Source organism: Bacillus sp. SH7-1 (assembly GCF_008042405.1).
In the GTDB taxonomy this organism is placed as follows: Bacteria; Bacillota; Bacilli; order Bacillales; family Bacillaceae_G; genus Bacillus_A; species Bacillus_A thuringiensis_N.
On sequence record NZ_QNUD01000023.1, the window covers coordinates 79,545 to 100,819 of the forward strand.

A 21,275-nucleotide genomic window follows, 5' to 3' on the forward strand; every position below is an offset into this window, starting at 1 on the left:
CTAAAGGATATATGTGGATATTTTAAAATTACTGATGGTAGTTATCCTTATTGCATTAACAGGTTTTTTTGTAGCTGTTGAGTTCGCGATTATTAAGGTGCGTAGCAGTCGTATTGATCAACTCGTTAGTGAAAAGCGACGAGGAGCATTGGCAGCTAAAAAAGTAACTTCGAATTTAGATGAGTATTTATCAGCATGTCAGCTAGGTATTACAATTACTGCTTTAGGGCTTGGGTGGTTAGGTGAGCCGACTATAAAACATTTACTCGAGCCGTTGTTTTTAAAACTACATTTATCTCCCGCAATTGCAAGTACAGTTTCGTTTATTATTGCATTTGCAGTTATTACGTTCTTACATGTTGTCATTGGTGAACTTGCTCCGAAGACGTTTGCTATACAAAGAGCGGAACAAGTTAGCTTATTATTATCGAAGCCACTTATTTACTTTTACCGAGTAATGTATCCGTTTATTTGGGCTTTAAATGGTTCTGCAAGGCTTGTAACAGGATTATTCGGCTTACATCCGGCTTCTGAACATGAAGTAGCTCATTCGGAGGAAGAATTACGATTAATCCTATCAGAGAGTTATGAGAGCGGAGAGATTAATCAAAGGGAATTTAAATATGTAAATAATATTTTTGAATTTGATAATAGAGTCGCAAAGGAAATTATGGTACCTCGTACGGAAGTTGTAGGTTTATATGAGGATGAATCATTTGAAACACATATTAAAATAATCGCACAAGAAAAATATACGAGGTATCCTGTATTTGGTGAAGATAAAGATGAAATTATTGGAATGGTTAATGTAAAGGATTTATTTATTCGTTATATGGATGGTAATCGGGACGAGGAGTGCTCGATTATGCCATATACAAGGCCAGTTATTGAAGTGCTAGAAAATATTCCAATTCATGATCTACTATTACAAATGCAAAGAAAACACATTCCATTAGCTGTGTTGTATGATGAATATGGAGGTACAGCTGGGATTGTTACACTGGAAGATATTTTAGAAGAAATTGTTGGAGAAATTCGAGATGAATATGATGAAGATGAACACCCGCCTATAGAGCATATAAGTGAAGGGTGTAAAATTGTAGAAGGAAAAGTGCTTATTAGTGAAGTGAATGATTTATTTGGCATTCACTTAATCGCTGATGATGTAGATACAATTGGTGGCTGGATTATGGTACAAAGGCAAATCGTTGCTGAAGGAGATATTATTGAAAAACACGGCTTTTCTTTTAAAGTTCTGGAAAAAGATATGCATCAAATTAAACGAGTGGAAATAAAGAAGGTAGAAGAATGATTTTCTATAAAAGAAATATATAGAAAAATAAATGTTTGCGCTTTCAAAAAGGGTGCTATATAGTGAAGGTGGATACTGAAAAATTCTTCTGAACGATACTCGTATTTTTAGAGGGCGAATTTTTTAGATAGGGATTTAGAATGAAAAGTATAGGTGATGAAAATGATAGCAACGAAGGATATACGTATAGAAAAAGATTTTTTAGGTGAAAAAGAAGTACCAAGTGTAGCTTATTACGGTGTACAAACATTACGTGCTGTAGAAAACTTCCCGATCACAGGATATCGTATTCATCCGTCACTCATTACGGCAATGGCAATTGTGAAAAAAGCGGCGGCACTTGCAAATATAGATACTGGTTACTTAGCGAAGGACATTGGACATGAAATTGCGGAGGCAGCGCAAGAAATTGTTGATGGAAAATTTCATGATCAATTTATTGTAGATCCAATCCAAGGCGGTGCTGGAACTTCTATTAATATGAATACAAATGAAGTAATCGCTAATCGAGCGTTAGAACGTATGGGGCATGAAAAAGGCGAGTATGCGAAAATTAGCCCAAACACGCATGTGAACATGGCTCAATCAACGAATGATGCATTTCCAACAGGAATTCATATCGCAACTCTTATGATGTTAGAAGAACTTCTTATTACAATGGAAGAACTTCATTCTGCTTTCCGTGCAAAAGCAAAAGAGTTCGATCACGTCATTAAAATGGGACGTACACATTTACAAGATGCTGTGCCGATTCGTCTTGGTCAAGAATTTGAAGCGTATAGCCGAGTGCTTGCGCGTGATATAAAAAGAATCAAACAGTCTCGCCAACATTTATATGAAGTAAATATGGGGGCGACAGCTGTTGGTACGGGATTAAATGCAAACCCTACCTACATTGAACAAGTGGTTAAACACTTGCGAACATTTAGCGGATTCCCACTTGTTGGTGCAGAGCATTTAGTTGATGCAACGCAAAATACAGATGCATACACAGAAGTATCTGCAGCATTAAAAGTGTGTATGATGAATATGTCTAAAATTGCGAATGACCTTCGTATTATGGCATCTGGTCCACGTGTTGGATTAGCAGAAATTCAATTACCAGCTCGTCAACCAGGTTCATCTATTATGCCGGGGAAAGTAAATCCTGTTATGGCAGAAGTAATTAATCAAGTTGCTTTCCAAGTAATTGGTAATGATCATACAATTTGCTTAGCGTCAGAAGCAGGACAATTGGAGCTCAACGTAATGGAGCCTGTGCTCGTATTTAATTTAATTCAATCTATCAGTATTATGAATAACGGATTCCGTGTATTCCGTGAATATTGTATTAAAGGAATTACAGCAAATGAAGAATTGCTAAAGCAATATGTGGAGAAAAGTGTTGGAATTATTACGGCAGTGAACCCTCATATTGGTTATGAAGCAGCATCTCGCATTGCACGTGAAGCGATTGAAACAGGAAAATCTGTTAGGGAGCTATGTTTAGAGCATGGTGTACTAACAGAAGAAGAATTGGATATTATTTTAGATCCATTCGAAATGACGCATCCTGAAATTGCTGGAGCTTCTTTACTAAAGAATAAGAAGATGTAATGTGAAAAAACACCGATCCATTTGGATCGGTGTTTTATGTTTAAAAGATATTAAATACAGCATTTAATTGAAGTAAGCTAATAATAGCTAAGAAGATTAAACTATATTTCATCACTGTTTTAAATAGAACCGATTCTTTACCAACTAGTCCAACTGCCGCACAAGCAACTGCTACAGATTGTGGTGAAACCATTTTTGCTATTGTGCCACCAACTACGTTTAATGAAACGAGAGTAGATGGTACGATGTTTAATTGATCGGCAGTTACTGCTTGAAGTGGTGCGAATAGTGAACCACTAGATACTACTGAACCAGTAATGAATACGCCAATCCATCCTAAGATTGGAGAAAGAATAGGGAATGCATTTCCAGTAGAAGAGAATGCAAGTCCAAGTGTAGATGACATACCAGAGTAGTTCTCTACGTAAGCTAAAGCGATAACGCTACAAATTGTATATACTGGAACCTTTAATTCTTTTATTGTTTCAATCATTAATTCTTTAATCATTTTGCCGTTTACACGGTAGACGATAAGTGAAACGATAATTGCTAATACAATCGCAGTAGTTGTAGATGAGAATACATCAAATTTGAAAACAGCTGCGAAAGGTGTATCAGCTTTTGTGATTGGTGCAGTTTTAATAACTTGATTATGAAGACCAGGGAATTGAATGTTAAATACTAAGTTTGCTAATGGACCATCCGGAGCAAATAAAGCTTTAATTGGTTTTAAATTAAAGATTGTTACAAATGCAGTTAAGAATACGAATGGAGACCAAGCATATAAAATTTGATTGAATGTATGAGATTCTTTTTCTTCTTGTTTTTCTTCTTTAGCAGAAGATTTTGGTTGCCAAACACGTAAGAATAATGCAAGAGCGACCATACTTACGACTGCTGCGAAAATATTAGTAAGTTCAGCACCTAAGAAGTAAGTTACAACGAACTGAGTAATTGCGAAAGAAACACCACTTACAAGAATACCTTGCCAAGTTTCTTTAATGCCTTTAAATCCATCTACCATTGAAACAAGTAAGAACGGTAAAACGATGCTAATGAATGGCAAAATGTAAACTGCTTGACGACCGACAGTTAATGCATCTATTCCAGTTAATTGTGCAGGTACTGTAACTGGAATACCCATAGCCCCCATAGCACCACCAGCGATATTAGCTACTAAGCAAATACCCGCTGCTTTTAATGGATTAAAGCCCATACCTACAAGTAATGCAGCTGTAATAGCAACCGGAACACCGAAACCAGCTGCGCCTTCTAAGAAAGCGCCGAAAGAATAAGCGATTAATAATACTTGTAAACGTTGATCATTTGTAATACTTGAAATACTATCACGAATGACATTGAATTGTTCTGTTTTAACAGTTAATTTGTAAAGGAAGATAGCTGCGATAACGATAGTACAAATTGGATAAAATCCAGATAAAACACCAAATCCGGCAGATGCTACTGCTGCAGTTGTAGGCATTTTATAAACAAATATAGCAAGAATAATAGCAACAATTACACTGTAAAGACCAGCCATGTAACCTTTCATTTTGAATCCCACTAAACAAATAATGAAGCAAAAAATTGGAAGTGCTGCGATTAGAGCAGATAACCAAATATTGTTTAATGGGTCATAAATTTGTGTCCAAGTACTCATAATAATGACAACTCCTATCTATTTTATGTGAAGAAATTCACATTATTTGTGAAACTATTCACAATCAACTTACATGCTTAGTATATTCTCCTTCAACACTATTGTCAACGTAAAAAAGTATAATTATTCCATAATAGTGTTAAAAGAAATACTTTGTTCATAAAGTAGACAAAAAGCCCATTCAAATCTATTTGAGTGGGCGGGATAAAGGATTTGCATATTCTTTCCTTGTAGTTGTTTATACATTATTAATGCTACAGCTCTATAGTAGAGACTGTCTTTGTATCGAATATAGAGCTGCAGAATGTACCGCTTGTCCTATTTGATCAAGTCAGGAGTGGGACAGTAAATGTACTTAATAGGAAGTGTTCCATCATAGTTCAAGCGATTGAATATTAATTAAAAAGTAATAAGTTAATATTTAATGTTACGGCAGCTCTTTTTACTGAAAATTCCTTTTAGCGTAACAAAGAGGTTAAATATAACCCAAATACGTTACGATAGGTTATCAATTATAGACGGTATTTTACAATATCATTACTGCACGTTGCAATGAGGTGAAAATATAACAAAAAGCCTGATAAAACAACGTTTGCAAGCAAAGTATTTGCAGCCCGTTGTTTTGCTTTTTCGTTATATCATATAGTATAATATTCAAAATCAGCAGGGATTTTTTCCTGAGTTCTTTGCTGGTTAAGATGGAAAAAAATTTCGGCTTTATAAGTTGATAAAGTTATGTCGTAACAGGAAATATAAGAACAGATATATAAATAAATAAAAAGAAAATAAAAACGAAAATGAGGGGAACTTTATGAGCCAAAATCAATTCGAATGTCGTATTTCAGAAGAAGATGTACAAATGCTAAGAGCGTTGGCGCATCCATTGCGTCTACGTCTAGTAATGGAACTAATGCAACGTGGAACTTGTAATGTAACACAATTACAGGAAGTGTTAGAAATTCCGCAATCAACAGTTTCGCAACATTTAACGAAATTAAAACAAAATAAAGTAGTGCGCTTTGAAAGACGAGGATTAGAAGTGTATTATCAAATTCATAATGATAAAGTAAGTGAAGTAGTGAAAACATTATTTTCTTAAAATTTGAATATTATGGAAAAAGACGTGTGAGATATACGTCTTTTTTTATTTGTCAGAAAGGTGATATGAGAGTAGATGTTAGCATGTAAGGAAGAAAAGGCTATCAATTAACATGTTGTTATATGGAATATATTCTAAAGGGAAAAGAAAAGATAGAAAGGAGTGTAGTAAGTAAAAGGAGGGATAGTAGTATGGATGTAAAACGTGTGAAACAAATCTTATCTTCTTCAAGTAGAGTTGACGTTACATATGAAGGCGTACCAGTATGGATTGAGAGCTGTGACGAGCAGAGTGGAGTTGCTCAAGTGTATGATGTATCTAATCCTGGAGAAAGCGTTCACGTGAACGTGACGGCTTTAGAGGAGAAGTAATAGAAAAGACGCTTCTAATTTTAGAAGCGTCTTTTTGTGTGTTATTCCATCATACTTGCAACTTTTTTAGAGCAGAGAAGAAGTACAAATCCTAGGACGATAACGATAATACCGATACTTGCAAATACTTCAAGATAGCCCAATGATTGTGTAAAGGAAGCAAGTTTACCAGCTAACCAGTTAGCCATACCTGAACCAGCTAACCATACACCCATTAGTAATGATGCTAATTTAACAGGTGCAATTGCACTTACCATTGATAGACCGATTGGTGATAAGAATAGTTCGCCAATTGTATGGAACATATAAGTGATAACGATGAATAATAAGTTTGCTTTAACAGTTATATCAGCTTCACTACTTCCAGTTTTTAGAACCGCTAATGTTAAAACAAGGTAACCTATACCTAGTAAAATCATACCAAATGCCATTTTTGTTGGTATTTTTAAATCGCCACGCTTTGATTTAGAAAGTTTTAACCATAGCATAGATACGAATGGTGCAAGTAGTACGATGAACGCTGGATTAACGGATTGGAACCAAGATGTTGGAACTTCCCATCCAAAAATTGTACGATCAACAAATTTATCTGTATAAAGTGTTAAAGAACTACCAGCTTGTTCAAAGCCTGCCCAGAAGAATACTACGAAACAAGTTAAAATTACAATTGCCCAAGTGCGATTTTTTTCTTGTTTTGTTAAAGGTTTCTTTTCGATTGCAGGTTGATTTTTTGTTTTTTTACCAACAACTGTTGTTCCTGCTGTACCAAGGTAGCGAGGGGCTAATAAGTTGAAAACAATTTGTCCAATAATCATACCGATACAAGCTGCTAAGAATCCGTATTTATATCCCATAACCATAACGCCATCAACGCTTGTTTTAAAGAAATCTTCTGCTAAAAATCCACAAATAAGTGGAGCGAAGAAAGCACCTACGTTAATACCCATATAGAAGATAGTAAATGCACTGTCACGACGTGAATCATTTTCGTTATACAATTCACCTAACAGTGTAGAAATATTTGGTTTGAAGAATCCATTACCAATAACTAATAGTACTAATCCAAGGAATAGTCCTGTTTTTGTATTCATGGAGAATAGTACAAAGTTACCAATCGCCATAATAATTCCGCCGAGAGTAATGGCATGACGTCTCGTAATATAATGATCAGTTAGCCATCCGCCTATAATTGGCATGAAATATACTGCCGCTGTAAAAGTACCATATAATTGCACTGCGAATGCCTTATCAAATCCTAATCCGCCACTAACGGCAGCTGTTGTTAAATAAAGAACTAAAAGGCCACGCATTCCATAATAACTAAATCTTTCCCACATTTCTGTTAAGAACAACAAATATAATCCTGGTGGATGTTTTTTTGGTGATTGTTGTTCTCCAGCTTTTTCTAATTTTAAAGCTGCATCCATTTTTGTTTCCCCCTAATCCTGTATAACGGATATTTATGTAATTATTTTAATTCACAAAATATTTAGAAGTCAATAGAATTATATGGAAATAGAAAGAAAATTTCTAAAAAAATCTATTTTTCTTCAACCGTTACTGTATTTTTCCCTGAAAACTATATAATAAGCGTTTTCAAATGTAATAATTGAATTCTAAAAGAAAATAAAATAGTGATTAATCAGAAAATTTAGATTAAAATATTTATTCTGATATAGAGAAAACATATTTTATTTACTTTTTTAATATAACATATTAGGAATAAAAATACAAAACGAAATAATATGACATTTACGTGAATTGAAAAATAACCAGCTCCATAGAAGGGGAGCTGGTTAGGGAAATATTATTTAACAAAGCGTTTTTCGATATCATCTAATAGTAGGTTAGCAGCCATTACACCACCAGCTGTATTCCAAATAACATCGTCAACTTTGTATGCTTTACCATTTTTTACTGCATTTAAGTTTTTAAATAGAGGATCATTGATATATTCTTTTTCTAATTCAGAACCTTTTTTCTCGTTACCTTTATCGAATGTGAAGTAGAATAATACGTCACCATCCATTGCAGAAATACGTTCTTTAGATACGTTACGCTCTGCGAAGTCATCTTTATTTTGATCACCAGGACGTTTAAATCCAAGTTCTTTTAAAATAACACCAGAGAATGTATCACCATGATAAATACGAACATCACCAGGCATGAAGCGAACCATAGAGATTTCTTGATTTACTTTATCACCTAGTTTGGCTTTTAAATCTTTCATACGTTTATCGTAATCAGCTAGAACCTTTTGACCTTCTTTTTCTTTATTTAATGCTTTTGCATAAAACTTAAAGTTATCTTTCCATTCACCACGTAATGTTTCAGAGAACACAGTAGGTGCAATTGCTGTTAGTTGCTCATACACTTTCTCGTGACGCATTTTGTTACCGATAATTAAGTCTGGTTTTAAAGAAGCGATTGTTTCCACATTCACTTGTCCTTCATCACCAACAACTTTTACATCTTTCATTTTATCTTTAATATGTGGATACCATGGATCACCAGTCCAAGATTTTACAGCCCCAACTGGTTTTACACCTAAATCGAGTAAAGCTTCGGTTCCTTCATTTGTTAAAATAACTACACGTTTTGGATTAGCGGGAACTTCTGTTTTACCCATTGCATGTTCCACAGTAACCATTTCTTTTTTCGTATCCTCTTTTGTTTCTTCTTTCGTATTTGACTTTCCACAAGCACTTAAAAGTAATGAAAAGGCTAGTAAAAATACAAATACTGTAAACGATTTCTTTTGCATGAATTTCATTATGTACCCCCTACATATTGAGAAGTTTTTTCAATAGCAAGCATGATATTAAGCCTTTATCTTTTGATTGTCAATATATACGGCTGAAAATAATTCTCATTTCCGTTGACAATGAGAATTAAGTTGAAATACACTTACAACGTATCATTATACATTGAAGGGGAAACGCTGCATGTTATTAAAAACAAATCAAGCAAAATGGATTGGATTATTTGTTGGGATCATTGCAGTTATTATTTGTATTTGGGGAAGTATTATTTTCGGATATACAAATACGAGCTGGAAATTAGCATTAGATGCTTTTTTTCATTTCAATGGTTCCAATGAACATATTATTATTCAAAATGTACGTCTACCAAGGGCATTAATTGCAGCTAGTGTTGGTGCTAGTTTAGCCATTGCGGGTTGTCTTATGCAAACTTTAACGAAGAATCCGCTTGCTTCTCCAGATTTTATCGGATTAAATTCAGGTGCTGCTTTCTTCATAGTCGTAGCAATTGTTATTTTTTCCGTGACATCATTATCAGCTTTCACGTGGATTGCCTTTTTAGGAGCAGCAGTTGCAGCTGTACTTGTATTTGCTTCTAGCTCTTTAGGAAAAGAAGGGACAACGCCTCTTAAGTTAACATTAGCAGGGGTCGCAATTAGTGCGTTATTTTCATCATTAACACAAGGATTACTTGTGTTAAATGAAAAGGCGCTTGAAGAAGTATTATTTTGGCTTGCCGGATCTGTGCAAGGAAGAAAGTTAGAAATTTTACAATCTGTATTCCCATATTTATTAATAGGCTGGATCGCATCTATTATGATGGCAGGGAAAGTAAATACATTGATGATGGGGGAAGACGTCGCGAAGGGGCTTGGACAACGAACAATTTTAATGAAATCATTCGTGTTACTTATTATTGTCCTGTTGTCTGGTGGTTCAGTTGCGGTTGCTGGTCCAATTGGATTTATTGGAATTATTATCCCACATTTCGCCAGATTTCTTGTTGGAGTAGATCATAGATGGAGAGTACCGTATAGTGGCCTGTTAGGTGCAATACTACTAATCTTGGCTGATATAGCAGCAAGATATGTCATTATGCCACAAGAAGTACCAGTAGGGGTTATGACAGCATTTATTGGTGCACCGTTCTTTATTTATATTGCACGTAAGAGAGGGCTTAGCAAATGAAGAAGTATATTCCGTTTCGTATAGGAAAAGGCGGGCTCTCGTTTTTAATGTATAAACGAGCTTGTCTCGTCTTATTCAGTTTACTAGTTGTTTTAATAGGATTATTTTTTGCGAGTGCAGGTATGGGAGATATGAAAATTGCTCCTTATGATGTATGGCAAGCAATCACTGGAAATGGCGATGCGATGTCCAATATGGTGGTAAATAAGTTTCGTATGCCGCGTATTTTAATTGCCATTCTTGTAGGAATTGCACTTGCTGTAGCAGGATGTATTTTACAAGGTCTCGTTCGAAATCCACTGGCTTCTCCTGATATCATCGGGATTACAGGTGGTGCAAGTGTTGCAGTTGTATTATTTTTAGCTATATTTAGTGATAAAAATAATGCGCTAACCGTAAGCATTCATTATATGCCGCTAGCAGCCTTTGTTGGTGCAACGATTGTAGCGCTTTTTGTATATTTATTTGCATGGAGAAATGACGGGTTATCACCGATTAGCCTTGTTTTAATTGGTGTTGGGTTTTGGGCATTAACGAAAGCGGCAACGACTTTGTTTATGTTGTTAGCGCCAATTTACCAAGCGAGTCAAGCGAATGTATGGATTACAGGTACTGTTTATGGATCTTCATGGCAAAACGTCATGGTACTTGCGCCGTGGGTTCTCATTTTAACGGTAATATCGTTTATAGCTGCTAGACATTTAAATGCGCAAGAGCTAGGGGATGATATTGCGGTAGGACTTGGTGTTCCTTTAACGAAATCGCGCGTATTCATGCTATTACTGAGTACAGCTTTAATTGGCGGTGCAGTTGCCTTTGCCGGAGGAATTGGATTTGTCGGTTTAATGGCACCTCATATTTCGCGAAGACTAGTTGGTTCTTTATACGGTGCATTACTCCCAGTTGCGGCGATTGTTGGTGCAATTTTAGTACTTGCTGCAGATTTAATTGGGCGTACAGTTTTCACCCCACTTGAAATTCCAGCAGGGGTATTTACATCAGCAATTGGTGCACCTTATTTTATTTATTTACTTTATAAAAGTCGGAATTCATAAAGGGAGATGAATATGCAAAAAGCATTGGAGACGAAACGTTTGACGTTGTCTTACGGCGAAACAATTATTATTGATGAGTTGAATTTAGAAATTCCAAAAGGCGAAATTACAATCTTTATCGGTTCTAACGGTTGCGGGAAATCAACTTTATTACGCTCACTAGCTAGATTATTAAAACCAACAACTGGTGACATTTTGTTAGATAATCAAGCGATTCAAAGTATGCAAACGAAGCAAATCGCTCGTCAAATGGCAATTTTACCGCAAGGACCGCAAGCACCAGAAGGGCTTACAGTATTGCAACTTGTAAAACAAGGACGTTATCCATATCAAACATGGCTGAAACAATGGTCAGAAAAAGATGAGGAAATGGTACAAAAAGCACTTGCAGCAACAGGTATGACAGAATTTGCTGAGCGTGATGTGCATGCTCTTTCAGGTGGACAACGTCAACGTGCTTGGATTGCAATGACGCTTGCACAAGATACAGATATTATTTTACTGGATGAGCCTACTACATATTTAGATATGACTCACCAAATTGAAGTGCTAGATTTATTATTCGAATTAAATGAAACAGAACAAAGAACAATTGTTATGGTATTACACGATTTAAATTTAGCATGCCGTTATGCAGATAATATTGTAGCCATTCAAGATAAGCAAATATATGCACAAGGTAAGCCGGAAGAAGTAGTAGATGAGAAGCTAGTACGTGATGTATTCCGAATGGAATGTCAAATCAGTACGGATCCGTTATTTGGAACGCCACTTTGTATCCCGCATGGAAAAGGAAGACGTGTACGTAAAGAGGTTGTTCAGGCAATGAGATAATGAAAAAGACGATGAGGGTTCATCGTCTTTTTATTTTTGGCAAGAAAATAAGAGGAAGAGGGGAATTCGTAAACGTCGTTCATATTCTTCTGCGCTTTGAAAATAAGTTTGATCTGGTGTAGCTTCTTTTAAGTTTGTAATCGTAAATCCAGCTTGTTGTAACAATGTAAAATACTCTTCCGTTGTACGATGGTATTTAATAACTTCTTGCTCAATCCAAGGCTCAACGCGTTTTCCCATTTTAAAATAATCATCGACGATCCAGCTTGTTCTTTTCCCGCTCGTTTGTAAGCTTTCAAATGAAGAGGTAATAATAGGATGTTGAACGCTAAAAGTAAAGGTTCCATTTGTTTTTAAAGTTTCGTACACATTACGAAAAATGATAGGAAGATGTTCAATATAATGTAAGGCGAGTCTAGATGTTACTAAATCAAAAGTAGCAGGAGGGTATGTGTAGTCTTTAAGGTTTAAAAAATGGACGGAGCCATTTTTATTTTCTAGCTGTTTTTTAGCTTTTTCATACATAAGTTCGGAGCCTTCAATACCAGTGTAAGAGTGGCAGCCTTTTTCTAATAACTCCTCACCGAATTTAGCGTCTCCGCAGCCTAAATCAAGGATTTGTTTTCCTTTCACATCATCAATGAGTTGAAAGAAGGCTGGTTTTTCAAGTGACTCATTTGGGCTATTTTCTTGGTATCTTCGTTTCATATATTGTTTAAAAAATGCTTCGTTATTATATACATCAGATTCAGTAAATGCCATGATTGAAGCCCCCTTAAATATTTTTTTTATTCTATCAAATATGAAAAGTAAATGATAGATTTCTTGTAATGAATCATATATAATCTAGAATTGTAAGCGGTTACTTTAAACTATTTTTCTATAATAAATTCTGAAAACGTGTTAAGCTAGTAGAGGGATTATTAGAACTATTAAGACAATAATTCGCTTACATGAACGATGGGAGGCTTCACAATGTCTAGTAAAACACTTGCAAAATTTTTAGAAGAAAATTTAGAGGATTTAAAATCAAAGGGGCTTTATAACGTAATTGATCCGCTTGAGAGTTCAAATGGACCGATCATTACAATTGGCGGAAAAGAATATATTAACTTATCTTCAAACAACTATCTTGGATTAGCAACAGATAGCCGTTTGCAAGAAGCAGCAATTGGTGCTATTCATAAGTACGGTGTTGGAGCAGGAGCTGTTCGTACAATTAACGGTACTTTAGATTTGCATATTAAATTAGAAGAAACAATTGCAAAGTTTAAACATACAGAAGCAGCAATTGCTTATCAATCAGGATTTAACTGTAATATGGCAGCGATTTCAGCCGTTATGGATAAAAATGATGCGATTCTTTCAGACGAATTAAACCATGCTTCTATTATCGACGGTAGTCGTCTATCAAAAGCAAAAATTATCGTTTATAAACATTCTGATATGGAAGATTTACGCCAAAAAGCAATCGCGGCGAAAGAATCAGGTCTTTACAATAAATTAATGGTAATTACAGACGGTGTCTTTTCAATGGATGGAGATGTTGCAAAACTACCAGAGATTGTTGAAATTGCAGAAGAGTTAGATTTAATGACATACGTAGATGATGCACACGGTTCAGGTGTACTTGGAAAAGGTGCAGGAACGGTAAAGCACTTCGGTCTGTCGGATAAAGTTGATTTCCAAATTGGTACATTATCAAAAGCAATTGGGGTAATTGGTGGATATGTAGCTGGGAAACAAAACTTAATTGACTGGTTAAAAGTTCGTTCACGTCCATTCTTATTCTCTACAGCATTAACACCAGCTGATGCAGCAGCTTGCATGAGATCAATTGAAATCTTAATGGAAAGCACAGAGTTACATGATCGTCTGTGGGAAAATGGTCGCTATTTAAAACAAGGATTAAAAGAACTTGGCTTTAACATCGGAGAAAGTGAAACGCCAATTACACCTTGTATTATTGGGGATGAAGTGTTAACACAAGAATTTAGTAAACGTCTAAATGAAGAAGGCGTATACGCAAAATCTATCGTGTTCCCAACTGTAGCAAAAGGAACCGGACGCGTTCGTAATATGCCTACAGCAGCTCATACGAAAGAAATGTTAGATGAAGCAATTCGTAAGTATGAAAAAGTAGGGAAAGAAATGGGCATCATTTAAGTAACGACATCTTTTGAATAGCTTGCAAATGAGGAGTGGGGAAAATGAAAAAAATTCTAGTAACCGGTTCTTTAGGGCAAATTGGTTCTGAACTAGTAATGAAACTTCGTGATGTATACGGCGCATCAAATGTTATTGCAACAGATATTCGTGAAACAGATAGTGAAGTAGTAACGTCTGGTCCATTTGAAACGTTAGATGTAACAGATGGACAAAAACTACATGATATCGCAAAGCGTAATGAAGTAGATACAATTATTCATTTAGCAGCTTTACTTTCAGCAACAGCAGAAAAAAATCCGTTATTTGCATGGAATTTAAATATGGGCGGACTTGTAAATGCATTAGAAGCAGCTCGTGAATTAAACTGTAAGTTCTTCACGCCAAGTTCTATCGGTGCATTCGGTCCATCAACGCCGAAAGATAATACGCCACAAGATACAATTCAGCGACCTACTACGATGTATGGGGTAAACAAAGTAGCAGGAGAATTACTATGTGATTATTATCATCAAAAGTTTGGCGTTGATACGCGCGGCGTACGTTTCCCTGGTTTAATTTCTTACGTAGCTCCTCCAGGAGGCGGAACAACTGATTATGCAGTTGAAATTTATTATGAGGCAATTAAAAAAGGCACATACACCTCATACATTGCAGAAGGAACATACATGGATATGATGTACATGCCAGATGCTTTACAAGCGATCATTTCATTAATGGAAGCTGATCCAAGTAAGCTAGTGCATAGAAATGCATTTAATATTACAGCGATGAGCTTTGAGCCAGAGCAAATTGCAGCATCAATTCGTAAACATATCCCGACGTTTACAATGGATTACGCTGTAGATCCTGCTCGTCAAACAATCGCTGATAGCTGGCCAAACTCTATTGATGCAACAGCAGCAATGAAAGAGTGGGGCTTTAAAGCAGAATACGATTTAGACAAAATGACAACGGACATGTTGGCTAAGTTAAAAAAAAAGCTCACAGCTGAGTTAGTGATGAATTAATAGGAAGGGTCGATTCTTGGGAGTCGACCTTTTTATTTGTATTTTAGGAATATACAAATAATTACAAACGTGATAGAATGAGTTAATTTGTGTGTAAAGGGGAGACAGTGGATGGAGAAATGGGAGTTAGCAAAGGAAATTTACAATACGTCACGTTTAATGGGAACATTTAAGCTTCGATCAGGACAAGTATCAAATCAATACTTTGATAAGTACTTATTTGAATCTAATCCAGTACTGTTATTAGAAATTGCTATACAATTGAAAGAGCTCATTCCTCCTGATACAGAAGTACTCGCTGGTTTAGAAATGGGAGGAATTCCAGTAGCAACAGCATTATCTTTACAAACAGGTATACCAGTTGTATTTGTAAGAAAAGAAGCGAAGAAATACGGTACATGTAAGTTAGCAGAAGGCGTTAATATTGCTGGGAAAAATGTTTGTGTTATTGAGGATGTTATTACGACAGGTGGTCAAATATTATTAAGCACGAAAGATTTAAGAGAACTAGGTGCGAAAGTACATCATGTTCTAGGTGTGATTGAACGAACGAAAGAGGGAAGAGAAAACTTATTAGAAGATGGTTTACAACTACATTCTTTATTTACAATGGATGAGTTAATTGAAGGAGAAAAGCAACATGCAAAGAGTTGATGTCGTATATGCGCTCATATATGATGAGGAAATAGATAAAATATTAATGGTACATAATGTGGAACAAAACGTTTGGTCATTACCAGGTGGGGCTGTTGAAAAGGGTGAGACGTTAGAGAAAGCTCTAGTAAGGGAAGTAAAAGAAGAGACAGGTTTAACTGCTGTAGCAGGTGGACTTGTTGCGATCAATGAAAAATTCTTTGAAGAGTCAGGGAATCATGCGCTATTATTTACATTTCGAGCGAATGTAGTAACAGGTGAACTTATTGCAGAAGATGAAGAGGAAATTTCTGCAATAGAGTGGGTGGATCGAACAATCGCAAATGAACGATTCCCATTCTACGATGGAGGATTCGAGTCATTATTAGAAGTAGCCATTCCATACAAGTTTCAGCCAGAAACAAAGTGATTGAAAGAAAAACAGGAGCGACAACGCTCCTGTTTTTCTATTCAATCGTCTTCAGTAATAACTTTTTCAATAGTGGTTTAATCTTCAGACGTAAATCTTCAGCGTGATTTGCAACTAAGAAGTGATGGTTATAAATGTTCTTCATTAATTGATAAGTTGCTTCTTTCGCTTCGCCTTCTTCGATGAAGATTCCGATTACTTCCATACCACTTTTACGAGCAAGTTTAACAGCTTCATGTGTATCTAAAATACCGTCTTGTTGATAGTCTAGTGCAGAAGGTTCACCGTCTGTGAAGACAAGTAAGAATTTATGCTTTTCTGGTCTTTTTGCAAGCTTTTCAGAAACGATACGAATAATATATCCATCGCGATTATCTTCTTCTTCGCGAAGCTGCATAATTTCGGGACCAACGTTTGGTAACGTTGAGTTTTTATACGTTACAACTTCATGGATAACGTTCGGCTTATCTTCAGGTTTAGCACTAGAAGCATCTTCCCAAAATCCGCTAATAGCGTGCGGGATTTTTAAAGATTTCAACGCTTCATGGAATAGGACCACACTCTTTTTCGTTTCTTCCATTTTGTTATACATAGAACCAGAGCAGTCCACTAGTAGTTGGAATGCAACGTCGAGCTCTTGCGATTCTTGCCCTTTTTTATAAAACATGCGAGGCTGCTTTTCAGTATAAATACGAAGGAATTTCTTACGAAGTCTTCCGTAATATTTATCACTATTTGCATTCGTTTTATTTTCAATCGTTTTTTCAATAATTTTCTTTAATTCTTTTACATCTTTATTAACGACTGATTTGATAGCTTGGTAATCCTTTTTCTCATCAGGATTTGATTTACGAGCTTCTTTAAATGTATGAGAAGCACCAACGTTATACTTACCGTATGCACCATCATTTTGACTAGAGGCGTGAGAAGCTCTTGCTTCCTCTGTATCAGCACCATCAAAGTTAGATTGTGTACTTTTTTGAGAAGTACCTTGTACAGAGCCAAGTGCTTGGTCACCATCTTCTGATTCGCGAGCAGTATCACCCATCATATTTGTTTTTGTTCCACTTTCTAATTCAAAGCGTAAAAAGTTCTCGTTTTCATTGTTTTTATTTTCGCGATGCCATGTTGAGAAGCTTTCATCCATTTTGTTTTTATTTTCGTCGTCATCTATGAGCTGCGTATCATCATTTGCTAAATCTTCGACGCGACAGTTCTTTTCGTCTGCAATAACAGATAAATAAAGTGGTGCATGGCCGAAATAGTTGTTAAGCATATCACTTTCAAGAATCTCCTCTAAACGATAGCGAATTTTCTCAACGATATACATAATATCTTCCGTATTACGAGCTTGGAATGTTTCATGCAGAATAGCTTCAATTTGCTCGAAATATTCATTATTAAACATTTCATATTTATCGCTAGTTAATGAAAGATAACAGAGACAAAATAGACGATCACCGTGATAGTTACGAACGCGATTGATTTCATTTTGTGAGCTAAAATAATTGCGATACATTTCTTTTCTTCTTTTAAAAACATGCTTTGTGCCAGGGCGTAAGTTTTTTACGATTTCCTCAACACGTAAATCTTCTAATAGAACAAATAATTGTGTTAAAAACTTTTTTAAGGGTGATTCTTGTAATTCAATCGCATAAGAACGAATTAAAGTCATGTCCGAGTAATGTTTATTACCAAGTGCTTTTAAAAACACTTCGCTTTTTAATCCGATTACTGTATCCTCTTCTTTTCGATCATCCCAAAAGTGACTAATGACAACCTTTTTTTCAATTTCGTCGTAGTATGCTTTATAACCATACTCAAGGTAGGCATCGTCTTCTTTTAGAAGAGCATACATTAAGTTTTCCATTTGTAGAAACAGCGACGCATCAATTTTTTTGTCACTAAAAATTTGTCTCATGAATTATCCCTCAAAGAAATAACTTTCTGCTAATTCACGGACAGTCATTTGTTCTGTTTCATCGTTTAATTTTGCGATAATACTACGTTCAATTGCACGCATAACAGGAATATATACACCTAAATCACATGCGTCGATAATCCCACGAATACTTGCCGCTTCTTCACTTACACGTCCATCACGAGCTAAAGGCATAAGGTCGCTTGCAAAGGCAACGAACTTTTCAATTGTTGCAACATCATTTAATTTTGATTCAGCTAATAATAGTTCTTTTAATGTATCACCTTGAATGTAAGGAACTTCAATAATAACGAAACGGTTTTTTAACGCTTCGTTTAGTTCGCTTGTTCCAACGTAACCTTCATTAATTGCTGCAATTACGCGATATTCGTCATCACCGTATACAACTTCTTGTGTAAATGGATTGGTAATCATTTTACGGTAATCTAATGCACCGTGAAGAAGTGGTAGTGTTTCAGGCTTTGCCATATTGATTTCATCAATATATAGGAAATGACCGTTCTTCATTGCTTTCATAAGAGGACCGTTAACGAATGTAACTTCAGATGCGCCATCTTTCGTTTGTAGTGTGTTGTATCCTAAAATACCTTCTACATCTAGGTCGACAGAACAGTTAATGCTATGCATTGGTTTTTGGAATAAAGAAGAAAGAGTTTCAGCTAGTACTGTTTTACCACTACCAGTCGGCCCTTTTAATAGAATGTTTTTGCCAAGAAGAAGTGCTGTAATAGCATCTTCAATAATGCTGTTATCAGATGCTTTATATATTTTCTTTCCAATTAAATGTGCATTTTCACCAGCTTCTTGCTTATTCTTTTCGTGAATCGTAGAAAGCTGCTGTTTTAAATCAGCATGTATATGAAATTGTTCTAACATGTATTTCCCACCTAACATTATTTTCATAAAGTAATACATCTTATGATAACTTGTTTTAATATGGTATGCAAAGAAAAGGAGAGGGGGGAAATGGAAAAGAAAAAGCAATCAATGTTACATTGATTGCTTACAGTAAAGGAGAAATGAGTCGCATGAAAGACTCTAGTATTCGTTTTTTGATACTTCTTTTTTGGAAAGCGTTCCATTTAATTTCATTGGAATGCTTAAAGTCATCTTCAAAATCACGTTTAATATCATGAACAGTTTCTGATTCATACAGTACGCTAATAAGTTCATAATTTAATTCGAAGCTGCGTACGTCCATATTTGCTGTTCCAATTGTCGCGATTTTATCATCAACGAGTACAATTTTTGCATGCATAAAACCATCTTTATAACTATAAATGGAGGCACCAGCTTTTAAAAGTGGAGTGAAGTAGGACTGAGATGCTTGATCACTAATAATACTATCACTTTTACCGGGATATAAAATGCGTACATCTATGCCAGATATTGCACTTAAACGTAATAATGTTAAAGTTTCTTGATCTGGAATGAAATATGGTGTAGCAATCCAAATCGATTTTTTTGCAGAGCCCATAACAGCTAATAATGTATTGCGAATGCTTTTATCATCTGAGCTTGGTCCGCTTGCTACAATTTGCACAGCACCTTCTGCACTTGAAATTTCTTTACCTGGGAAGTATTGTCTATTCATAAATTGATCCCAAGAATAAGTATTCAATCCACTAGATGCATAGAGCCAATCTTCTAGAAAAATTGCTTGTAATTTATATAGCGCTTTTCCTTCTATTTTTAAATGACTATCACGCCAAACGGGAAATTTTTTTGAACGGCCAAGATATTCATCACCAACGTTGAGTCCACCAGTAAAACCGATTTCTCCATCTACAATGACGATTTTACGGTGGTTACGATAATTAACTGTTTCAAGTAACCAAGCTGAAAAAATAGGGTCAAATTCAACAATTTCAATCCCAGCTTCTTTCATAGGTTTTAAAAAGCGTCTTCTTAACGTATTACTTCCTAATCCATCATAAAGGAAGCGTACAATAACACCAGATTTTGCTTTTTTTATTAACGCATCCCGAACTTTTGTGCCAATCTCATCAGATTTATAAATATAGTATTGAATATGTATGTGATGTTTTGCTTGCTCGATAGCTTGTAAAATTTCTGAGAATGTTTGATCTCCGTTTGTTAAAAGTTTTGTAGTTGTTCTATCTGCGGCAGGTCCGCCTCCAAATTTTTGTATAACTTTTGTTAAATGTGTAGAACGCTCATGTAAGGGGACTGTGAGTGATAATTCTACTCGTCTTCCTTCTAATATTTCACGGAATAATTTTCTTTGTTCTTCTGAACGATGGAGATGTTTTTTTCTTCTCCAACGGCTACGCCCGAAAATAGAGTATAAAAGCACACCTACAACAGGAAGAAGTGCCAATACTAAAAACCATGCTAAAGTGCTTTGTGGAGATCTGTTTTCGATAAAAATAACGAAAGATATTCCTATGATTGTAAGAGACCATAATACACCGAAAAAGGTATATAGTGAGAGGATAGACGTATCTAAAAGTAAGAGTACGATAGATACAATTATAAATACCAATAATAATTGAACGATAGGCTTCTTCATTGCTATAAAATTCCTCTAATCTTTCTTAAATATAGACTTTTTATATAAAAAGGTATAATCCGACATTCTTATTATAAAGTGTTTTGTTTTTTTTACAAAATATAGACATTTTCCCCATGCTTTCCGCATTTGTCCTACATACAGTATATTGTTACGTTATTAGCCCGCTATTTGCTGGTTAATAAACAGTGTAGGAGGGACAAAATCCTTGCCCCTTATATAGGAAAAGGTGGATAACCATATTACGTGGATTCTTCCTATTATATAGGTTGCTAACAAGGTCCGTACTATTCATACAATATCTATTAACGATGAGGAAACGGAAAAGGAGTGGGGAAACATGAATTATATAGAAAATAACGGAGTGTATTATCGTAATCATCATCCTCATGGAGGGCATAACCATAACGGTGGACATCACCACTATGGAGGGCACAATTACCATGATCATCACCACCATCACGGAGGCGGATGGGGCTGGGGTGGCGGCTCGTGGGGCGGTGGATTCTTTCCTGGAAGTTTTGCTGGAGGCATGTTAGGTGGACTTACAGCTGGCGCATTAACGGGTGCAGCAGGTGGGGGCTACTATCCAGCACCGTATCCGGTAACTTATCCAGCACCATACCCAGCGCCATATCCGGGTTATCAGCAAATACCATATCCGTATTAAACTAAAAAAAGAGG

The 21,275-nt window shown here is 35.7% G+C and carries 19 protein-coding genes; 12 read left to right on the plus strand and 7 right to left on the minus strand.

Annotation, left to right across the window (positions count from 1 at the left end; translation table 11 throughout):
• Window positions 1-13 precede the first annotated feature (13 nt).
• Window positions 14-1,312 (plus strand): hemolysin family protein, encoded by a 1,299-nt coding sequence (locus tag DN390_RS19215; protein ID WP_060629505.1) that lies wholly within the window; start codon window positions 14-16, stop codon window positions 1,310-1,312.
• Window positions 1,313-1,474: 162 nt separating this feature from the next.
• Complete coding sequence (gene aspA / locus DN390_RS19220; protein ID WP_147808130.1) at window positions 1,475-2,908, plus strand: aspartate ammonia-lyase; 1,434 nt, start codon at window positions 1,475-1,477, stop codon at window positions 2,906-2,908.
• Between the two features lie 40 nt (window positions 2,909-2,948).
• Here the strand turns inward: aspA and DN390_RS19225 are convergent, their stop codons facing one another.
• Complete coding sequence (locus DN390_RS19225) at window positions 2,949-4,568, minus strand: L-lactate permease (RefSeq protein WP_060629507.1); 1,620 nt, start codon at window positions 4,566-4,568, stop codon at window positions 2,949-2,951.
• An 811-nt stretch (window positions 4,569-5,379) separates the two neighbouring features.
• Between DN390_RS19225 and DN390_RS19230 the strand changes: the two genes are divergently transcribed.
• Both DN390_RS19230 and DN390_RS19235 read left to right on the plus strand, forming a co-directional pair.
• Window positions 5,380-5,667, plus strand: a complete 288-nt coding sequence (locus DN390_RS19230) for an ArsR/SmtB family transcription factor (protein ID WP_000081429.1) — start codon at window positions 5,380-5,382, stop codon at window positions 5,665-5,667.
• Window positions 5,668-5,858: 191 nt separating this feature from the next.
• Complete coding sequence (locus tag DN390_RS19235) at window positions 5,859-6,038, plus strand: acid-soluble spore protein H (protein WP_060629508.1); 180 nt, start codon at window positions 5,859-5,861, stop codon at window positions 6,036-6,038.
• A 41-nt stretch (window positions 6,039-6,079) separates the two neighbouring features.
• Here the strand turns inward: DN390_RS19235 and DN390_RS19240 are convergent, their stop codons facing one another.
• Together DN390_RS19240 and DN390_RS19245 are read right to left on the minus strand one after the other, a co-directional pair.
• On the minus strand, window positions 6,080-7,465 hold the full coding sequence (locus DN390_RS19240) for a peptide MFS transporter (protein ID WP_000338332.1): 1,386 nt from the start codon (window positions 7,463-7,465) through the stop codon (window positions 6,080-6,082).
• 380 nt (window positions 7,466-7,845) lie between these two features.
• Window positions 7,846-8,811, minus strand: a complete 966-nt coding sequence (locus tag DN390_RS19245) for an ABC transporter substrate-binding protein (protein ID WP_147808131.1) — start codon at window positions 8,809-8,811, stop codon at window positions 7,846-7,848.
• A gap of 172 nt (window positions 8,812-8,983) precedes the next feature.
• Between DN390_RS19245 and DN390_RS19250 the strand changes: the two genes are divergently transcribed.
• The 3 genes from DN390_RS19250 to DN390_RS19260 are packed head-to-tail and all read left to right on the plus strand — an operon-like array spanning window position 8,984 to window position 11,877.
• A complete protein-coding gene (locus tag DN390_RS19250) occupies window positions 8,984-9,988 on the plus strand; it encodes a FecCD family ABC transporter permease (RefSeq protein ID WP_017560400.1) in 1,005 nt (334 codons plus the stop codon).
• Complete coding sequence (locus DN390_RS19255) at window positions 9,985-11,043, plus strand: FecCD family ABC transporter permease (RefSeq protein WP_088095119.1); 1,059 nt, start codon at window positions 9,985-9,987, stop codon at window positions 11,041-11,043. The genes DN390_RS19250 and DN390_RS19255 overlap by 4 nt, the downstream gene beginning before the upstream one ends.
• 12 nt (window positions 11,044-11,055) lie before the next feature.
• The gene (locus tag DN390_RS19260) at window positions 11,056-11,877 is read left to right on the plus strand and encodes an ABC transporter ATP-binding protein (protein WP_001167961.1); all 822 of its coding nucleotides are present in this window, start codon (window positions 11,056-11,058) and stop codon (window positions 11,875-11,877) included.
• A 30-nt stretch (window positions 11,878-11,907) separates the two neighbouring features.
• Here DN390_RS19260 and DN390_RS19265 read toward each other — a convergent pair whose 3' ends face one another.
• Window positions 11,908-12,639, minus strand: a complete 732-nt coding sequence (locus tag DN390_RS19265; protein ID WP_147808132.1) for a class I SAM-dependent methyltransferase — start codon at window positions 12,637-12,639, stop codon at window positions 11,908-11,910.
• 213 nt (window positions 12,640-12,852) lie between these two features.
• Between DN390_RS19265 and DN390_RS19270 the strand changes: the two genes are divergently transcribed.
• From DN390_RS19270 to DN390_RS19285, 4 genes are all read left to right on the plus strand, one after another.
• On the plus strand, window positions 12,853-14,043 hold the full coding sequence (locus DN390_RS19270) for a glycine C-acetyltransferase (RefSeq protein ID WP_000095906.1): 1,191 nt from the start codon (window positions 12,853-12,855) through the stop codon (window positions 14,041-14,043).
• A 44-nt stretch (window positions 14,044-14,087) separates the two neighbouring features.
• On the plus strand, window positions 14,088-15,053 hold the full coding sequence (locus DN390_RS19275; protein ID WP_000723139.1) for an L-threonine 3-dehydrogenase: 966 nt from the start codon (window positions 14,088-14,090) through the stop codon (window positions 15,051-15,053).
• A 111-nt stretch (window positions 15,054-15,164) separates the two neighbouring features.
• A complete protein-coding gene (pyrE, locus tag DN390_RS19280) occupies window positions 15,165-15,707 on the plus strand; it encodes an orotate phosphoribosyltransferase (protein WP_147808133.1) in 543 nt (180 codons plus the stop codon).
• Window positions 15,694-16,116, plus strand: a complete 423-nt coding sequence (locus tag DN390_RS19285; protein WP_097950506.1) for an NUDIX hydrolase — start codon at window positions 15,694-15,696, stop codon at window positions 16,114-16,116. Before pyrE ends, DN390_RS19285 begins: the two co-directional genes overlap by 14 nt.
• A 37-nt stretch (window positions 16,117-16,153) precedes the next feature.
• On the opposite strand, the gene DN390_RS19290 is transcribed toward DN390_RS19285, so the two are convergent.
• The 3 genes from DN390_RS19290 to DN390_RS19300 form a co-directional block, all read right to left on the minus strand.
• Complete coding sequence (locus DN390_RS19290; RefSeq protein WP_147808134.1) at window positions 16,154-18,037, minus strand: vWA domain-containing protein; 1,884 nt, start codon at window positions 18,035-18,037, stop codon at window positions 16,154-16,156.
• Between the two features lie 3 nt (window positions 18,038-18,040).
• Entirely contained in the window at window positions 18,041-18,934 is an 894-nt protein-coding gene (locus DN390_RS19295) for an ATP-binding protein (protein WP_147808135.1), read from the minus strand.
• A gap of 127 nt (window positions 18,935-19,061) precedes the next feature.
• Window positions 19,062-20,591, minus strand: coding sequence for a cardiolipin synthase (locus DN390_RS19300; RefSeq protein ID WP_147808136.1), 1,530 nt, complete (start codon window positions 20,589-20,591; stop codon window positions 19,062-19,064).
• A gap of 340 nt (window positions 20,592-20,931) precedes the next feature.
• Between DN390_RS19300 and DN390_RS19310 the strand changes: the two genes are divergently transcribed.
• Entirely contained in the window at window positions 20,932-21,261 is a 330-nt protein-coding gene (locus tag DN390_RS19310) for a hypothetical protein (RefSeq protein ID WP_060629517.1), read from the plus strand.
• The last annotated feature ends 14 nt before the right edge of the window (window positions 21,262-21,275 follow it).

What these genes read in the sequence shown, in the direction of transcription:
- DN390_RS19235 (WP_060629508.1), top strand. Translation starts at nt 5,859, where the DNA reads ATGGATGTAAAACGTGTGAAACAAATCTTATCTTCTTCAAGTAGAGTT.
- DN390_RS19310 (WP_060629517.1), top strand. Translation starts at nt 20,932, where the DNA reads ATGAATTATATAGAAAATAACGGAGTGTATTATCGTAATCATCATCCT.
- DN390_RS19270 (WP_000095906.1), top strand. Translation starts at nt 12,853, where the DNA reads ATGTCTAGTAAAACACTTGCAAAATTTTTAGAAGAAAATTTAGAGGAT.
- DN390_RS19290 (WP_147808134.1), bottom strand. Translation starts at nt 18,037, where the DNA reads ATGAGACAAATTTTTAGTGACAAAAAAATTGATGCGTCGCTGTTTCTA.
- DN390_RS19250 (WP_017560400.1), top strand. Translation starts at nt 8,984, where the DNA reads ATGTTATTAAAAACAAATCAAGCAAAATGGATTGGATTATTTGTTGGG.
- DN390_RS19260 (WP_001167961.1), top strand. Translation starts at nt 11,056, where the DNA reads ATGCAAAAAGCATTGGAGACGAAACGTTTGACGTTGTCTTACGGCGAA.
- DN390_RS19300 (WP_147808136.1), bottom strand. Translation starts at nt 20,591, where the DNA reads ATGAAGAAGCCTATCGTTCAATTATTATTGGTATTTATAATTGTATCT.
- aspA (WP_147808130.1), top strand. Translation starts at nt 1,475, where the DNA reads ATGATAGCAACGAAGGATATACGTATAGAAAAAGATTTTTTAGGTGAA.
- DN390_RS19275 (WP_000723139.1), top strand. Translation starts at nt 14,088, where the DNA reads ATGAAAAAAATTCTAGTAACCGGTTCTTTAGGGCAAATTGGTTCTGAA.
- DN390_RS19295 (WP_147808135.1), bottom strand. Translation starts at nt 18,934, where the DNA reads ATGTTAGAACAATTTCATATACATGCTGATTTAAAACAGCAGCTTTCT.
- DN390_RS19265 (WP_147808132.1), bottom strand. Translation starts at nt 12,639, where the DNA reads ATGGCATTTACTGAATCTGATGTATATAATAACGAAGCATTTTTTAAA.
- DN390_RS19240 (WP_000338332.1), bottom strand. Translation starts at nt 7,465, where the DNA reads ATGGATGCAGCTTTAAAATTAGAAAAAGCTGGAGAACAACAATCACCA.
- DN390_RS19225 (WP_060629507.1), bottom strand. Translation starts at nt 4,568, where the DNA reads ATGAGTACTTGGACACAAATTTATGACCCATTAAACAATATTTGGTTA.
- DN390_RS19230 (WP_000081429.1), top strand. Translation starts at nt 5,380, where the DNA reads ATGAGCCAAAATCAATTCGAATGTCGTATTTCAGAAGAAGATGTACAA.
- DN390_RS19255 (WP_088095119.1), top strand. Translation starts at nt 9,985, where the DNA reads ATGAAGAAGTATATTCCGTTTCGTATAGGAAAAGGCGGGCTCTCGTTT.
- DN390_RS19245 (WP_147808131.1), bottom strand. Translation starts at nt 8,811, where the DNA reads ATGAAATTCATGCAAAAGAAATCGTTTACAGTATTTGTATTTTTACTA.
- pyrE (WP_147808133.1), top strand. Translation starts at nt 15,165, where the DNA reads ATGGAGAAATGGGAGTTAGCAAAGGAAATTTACAATACGTCACGTTTA.
- DN390_RS19285 (WP_097950506.1), top strand. Translation starts at nt 15,694, where the DNA reads ATGCAAAGAGTTGATGTCGTATATGCGCTCATATATGATGAGGAAATA.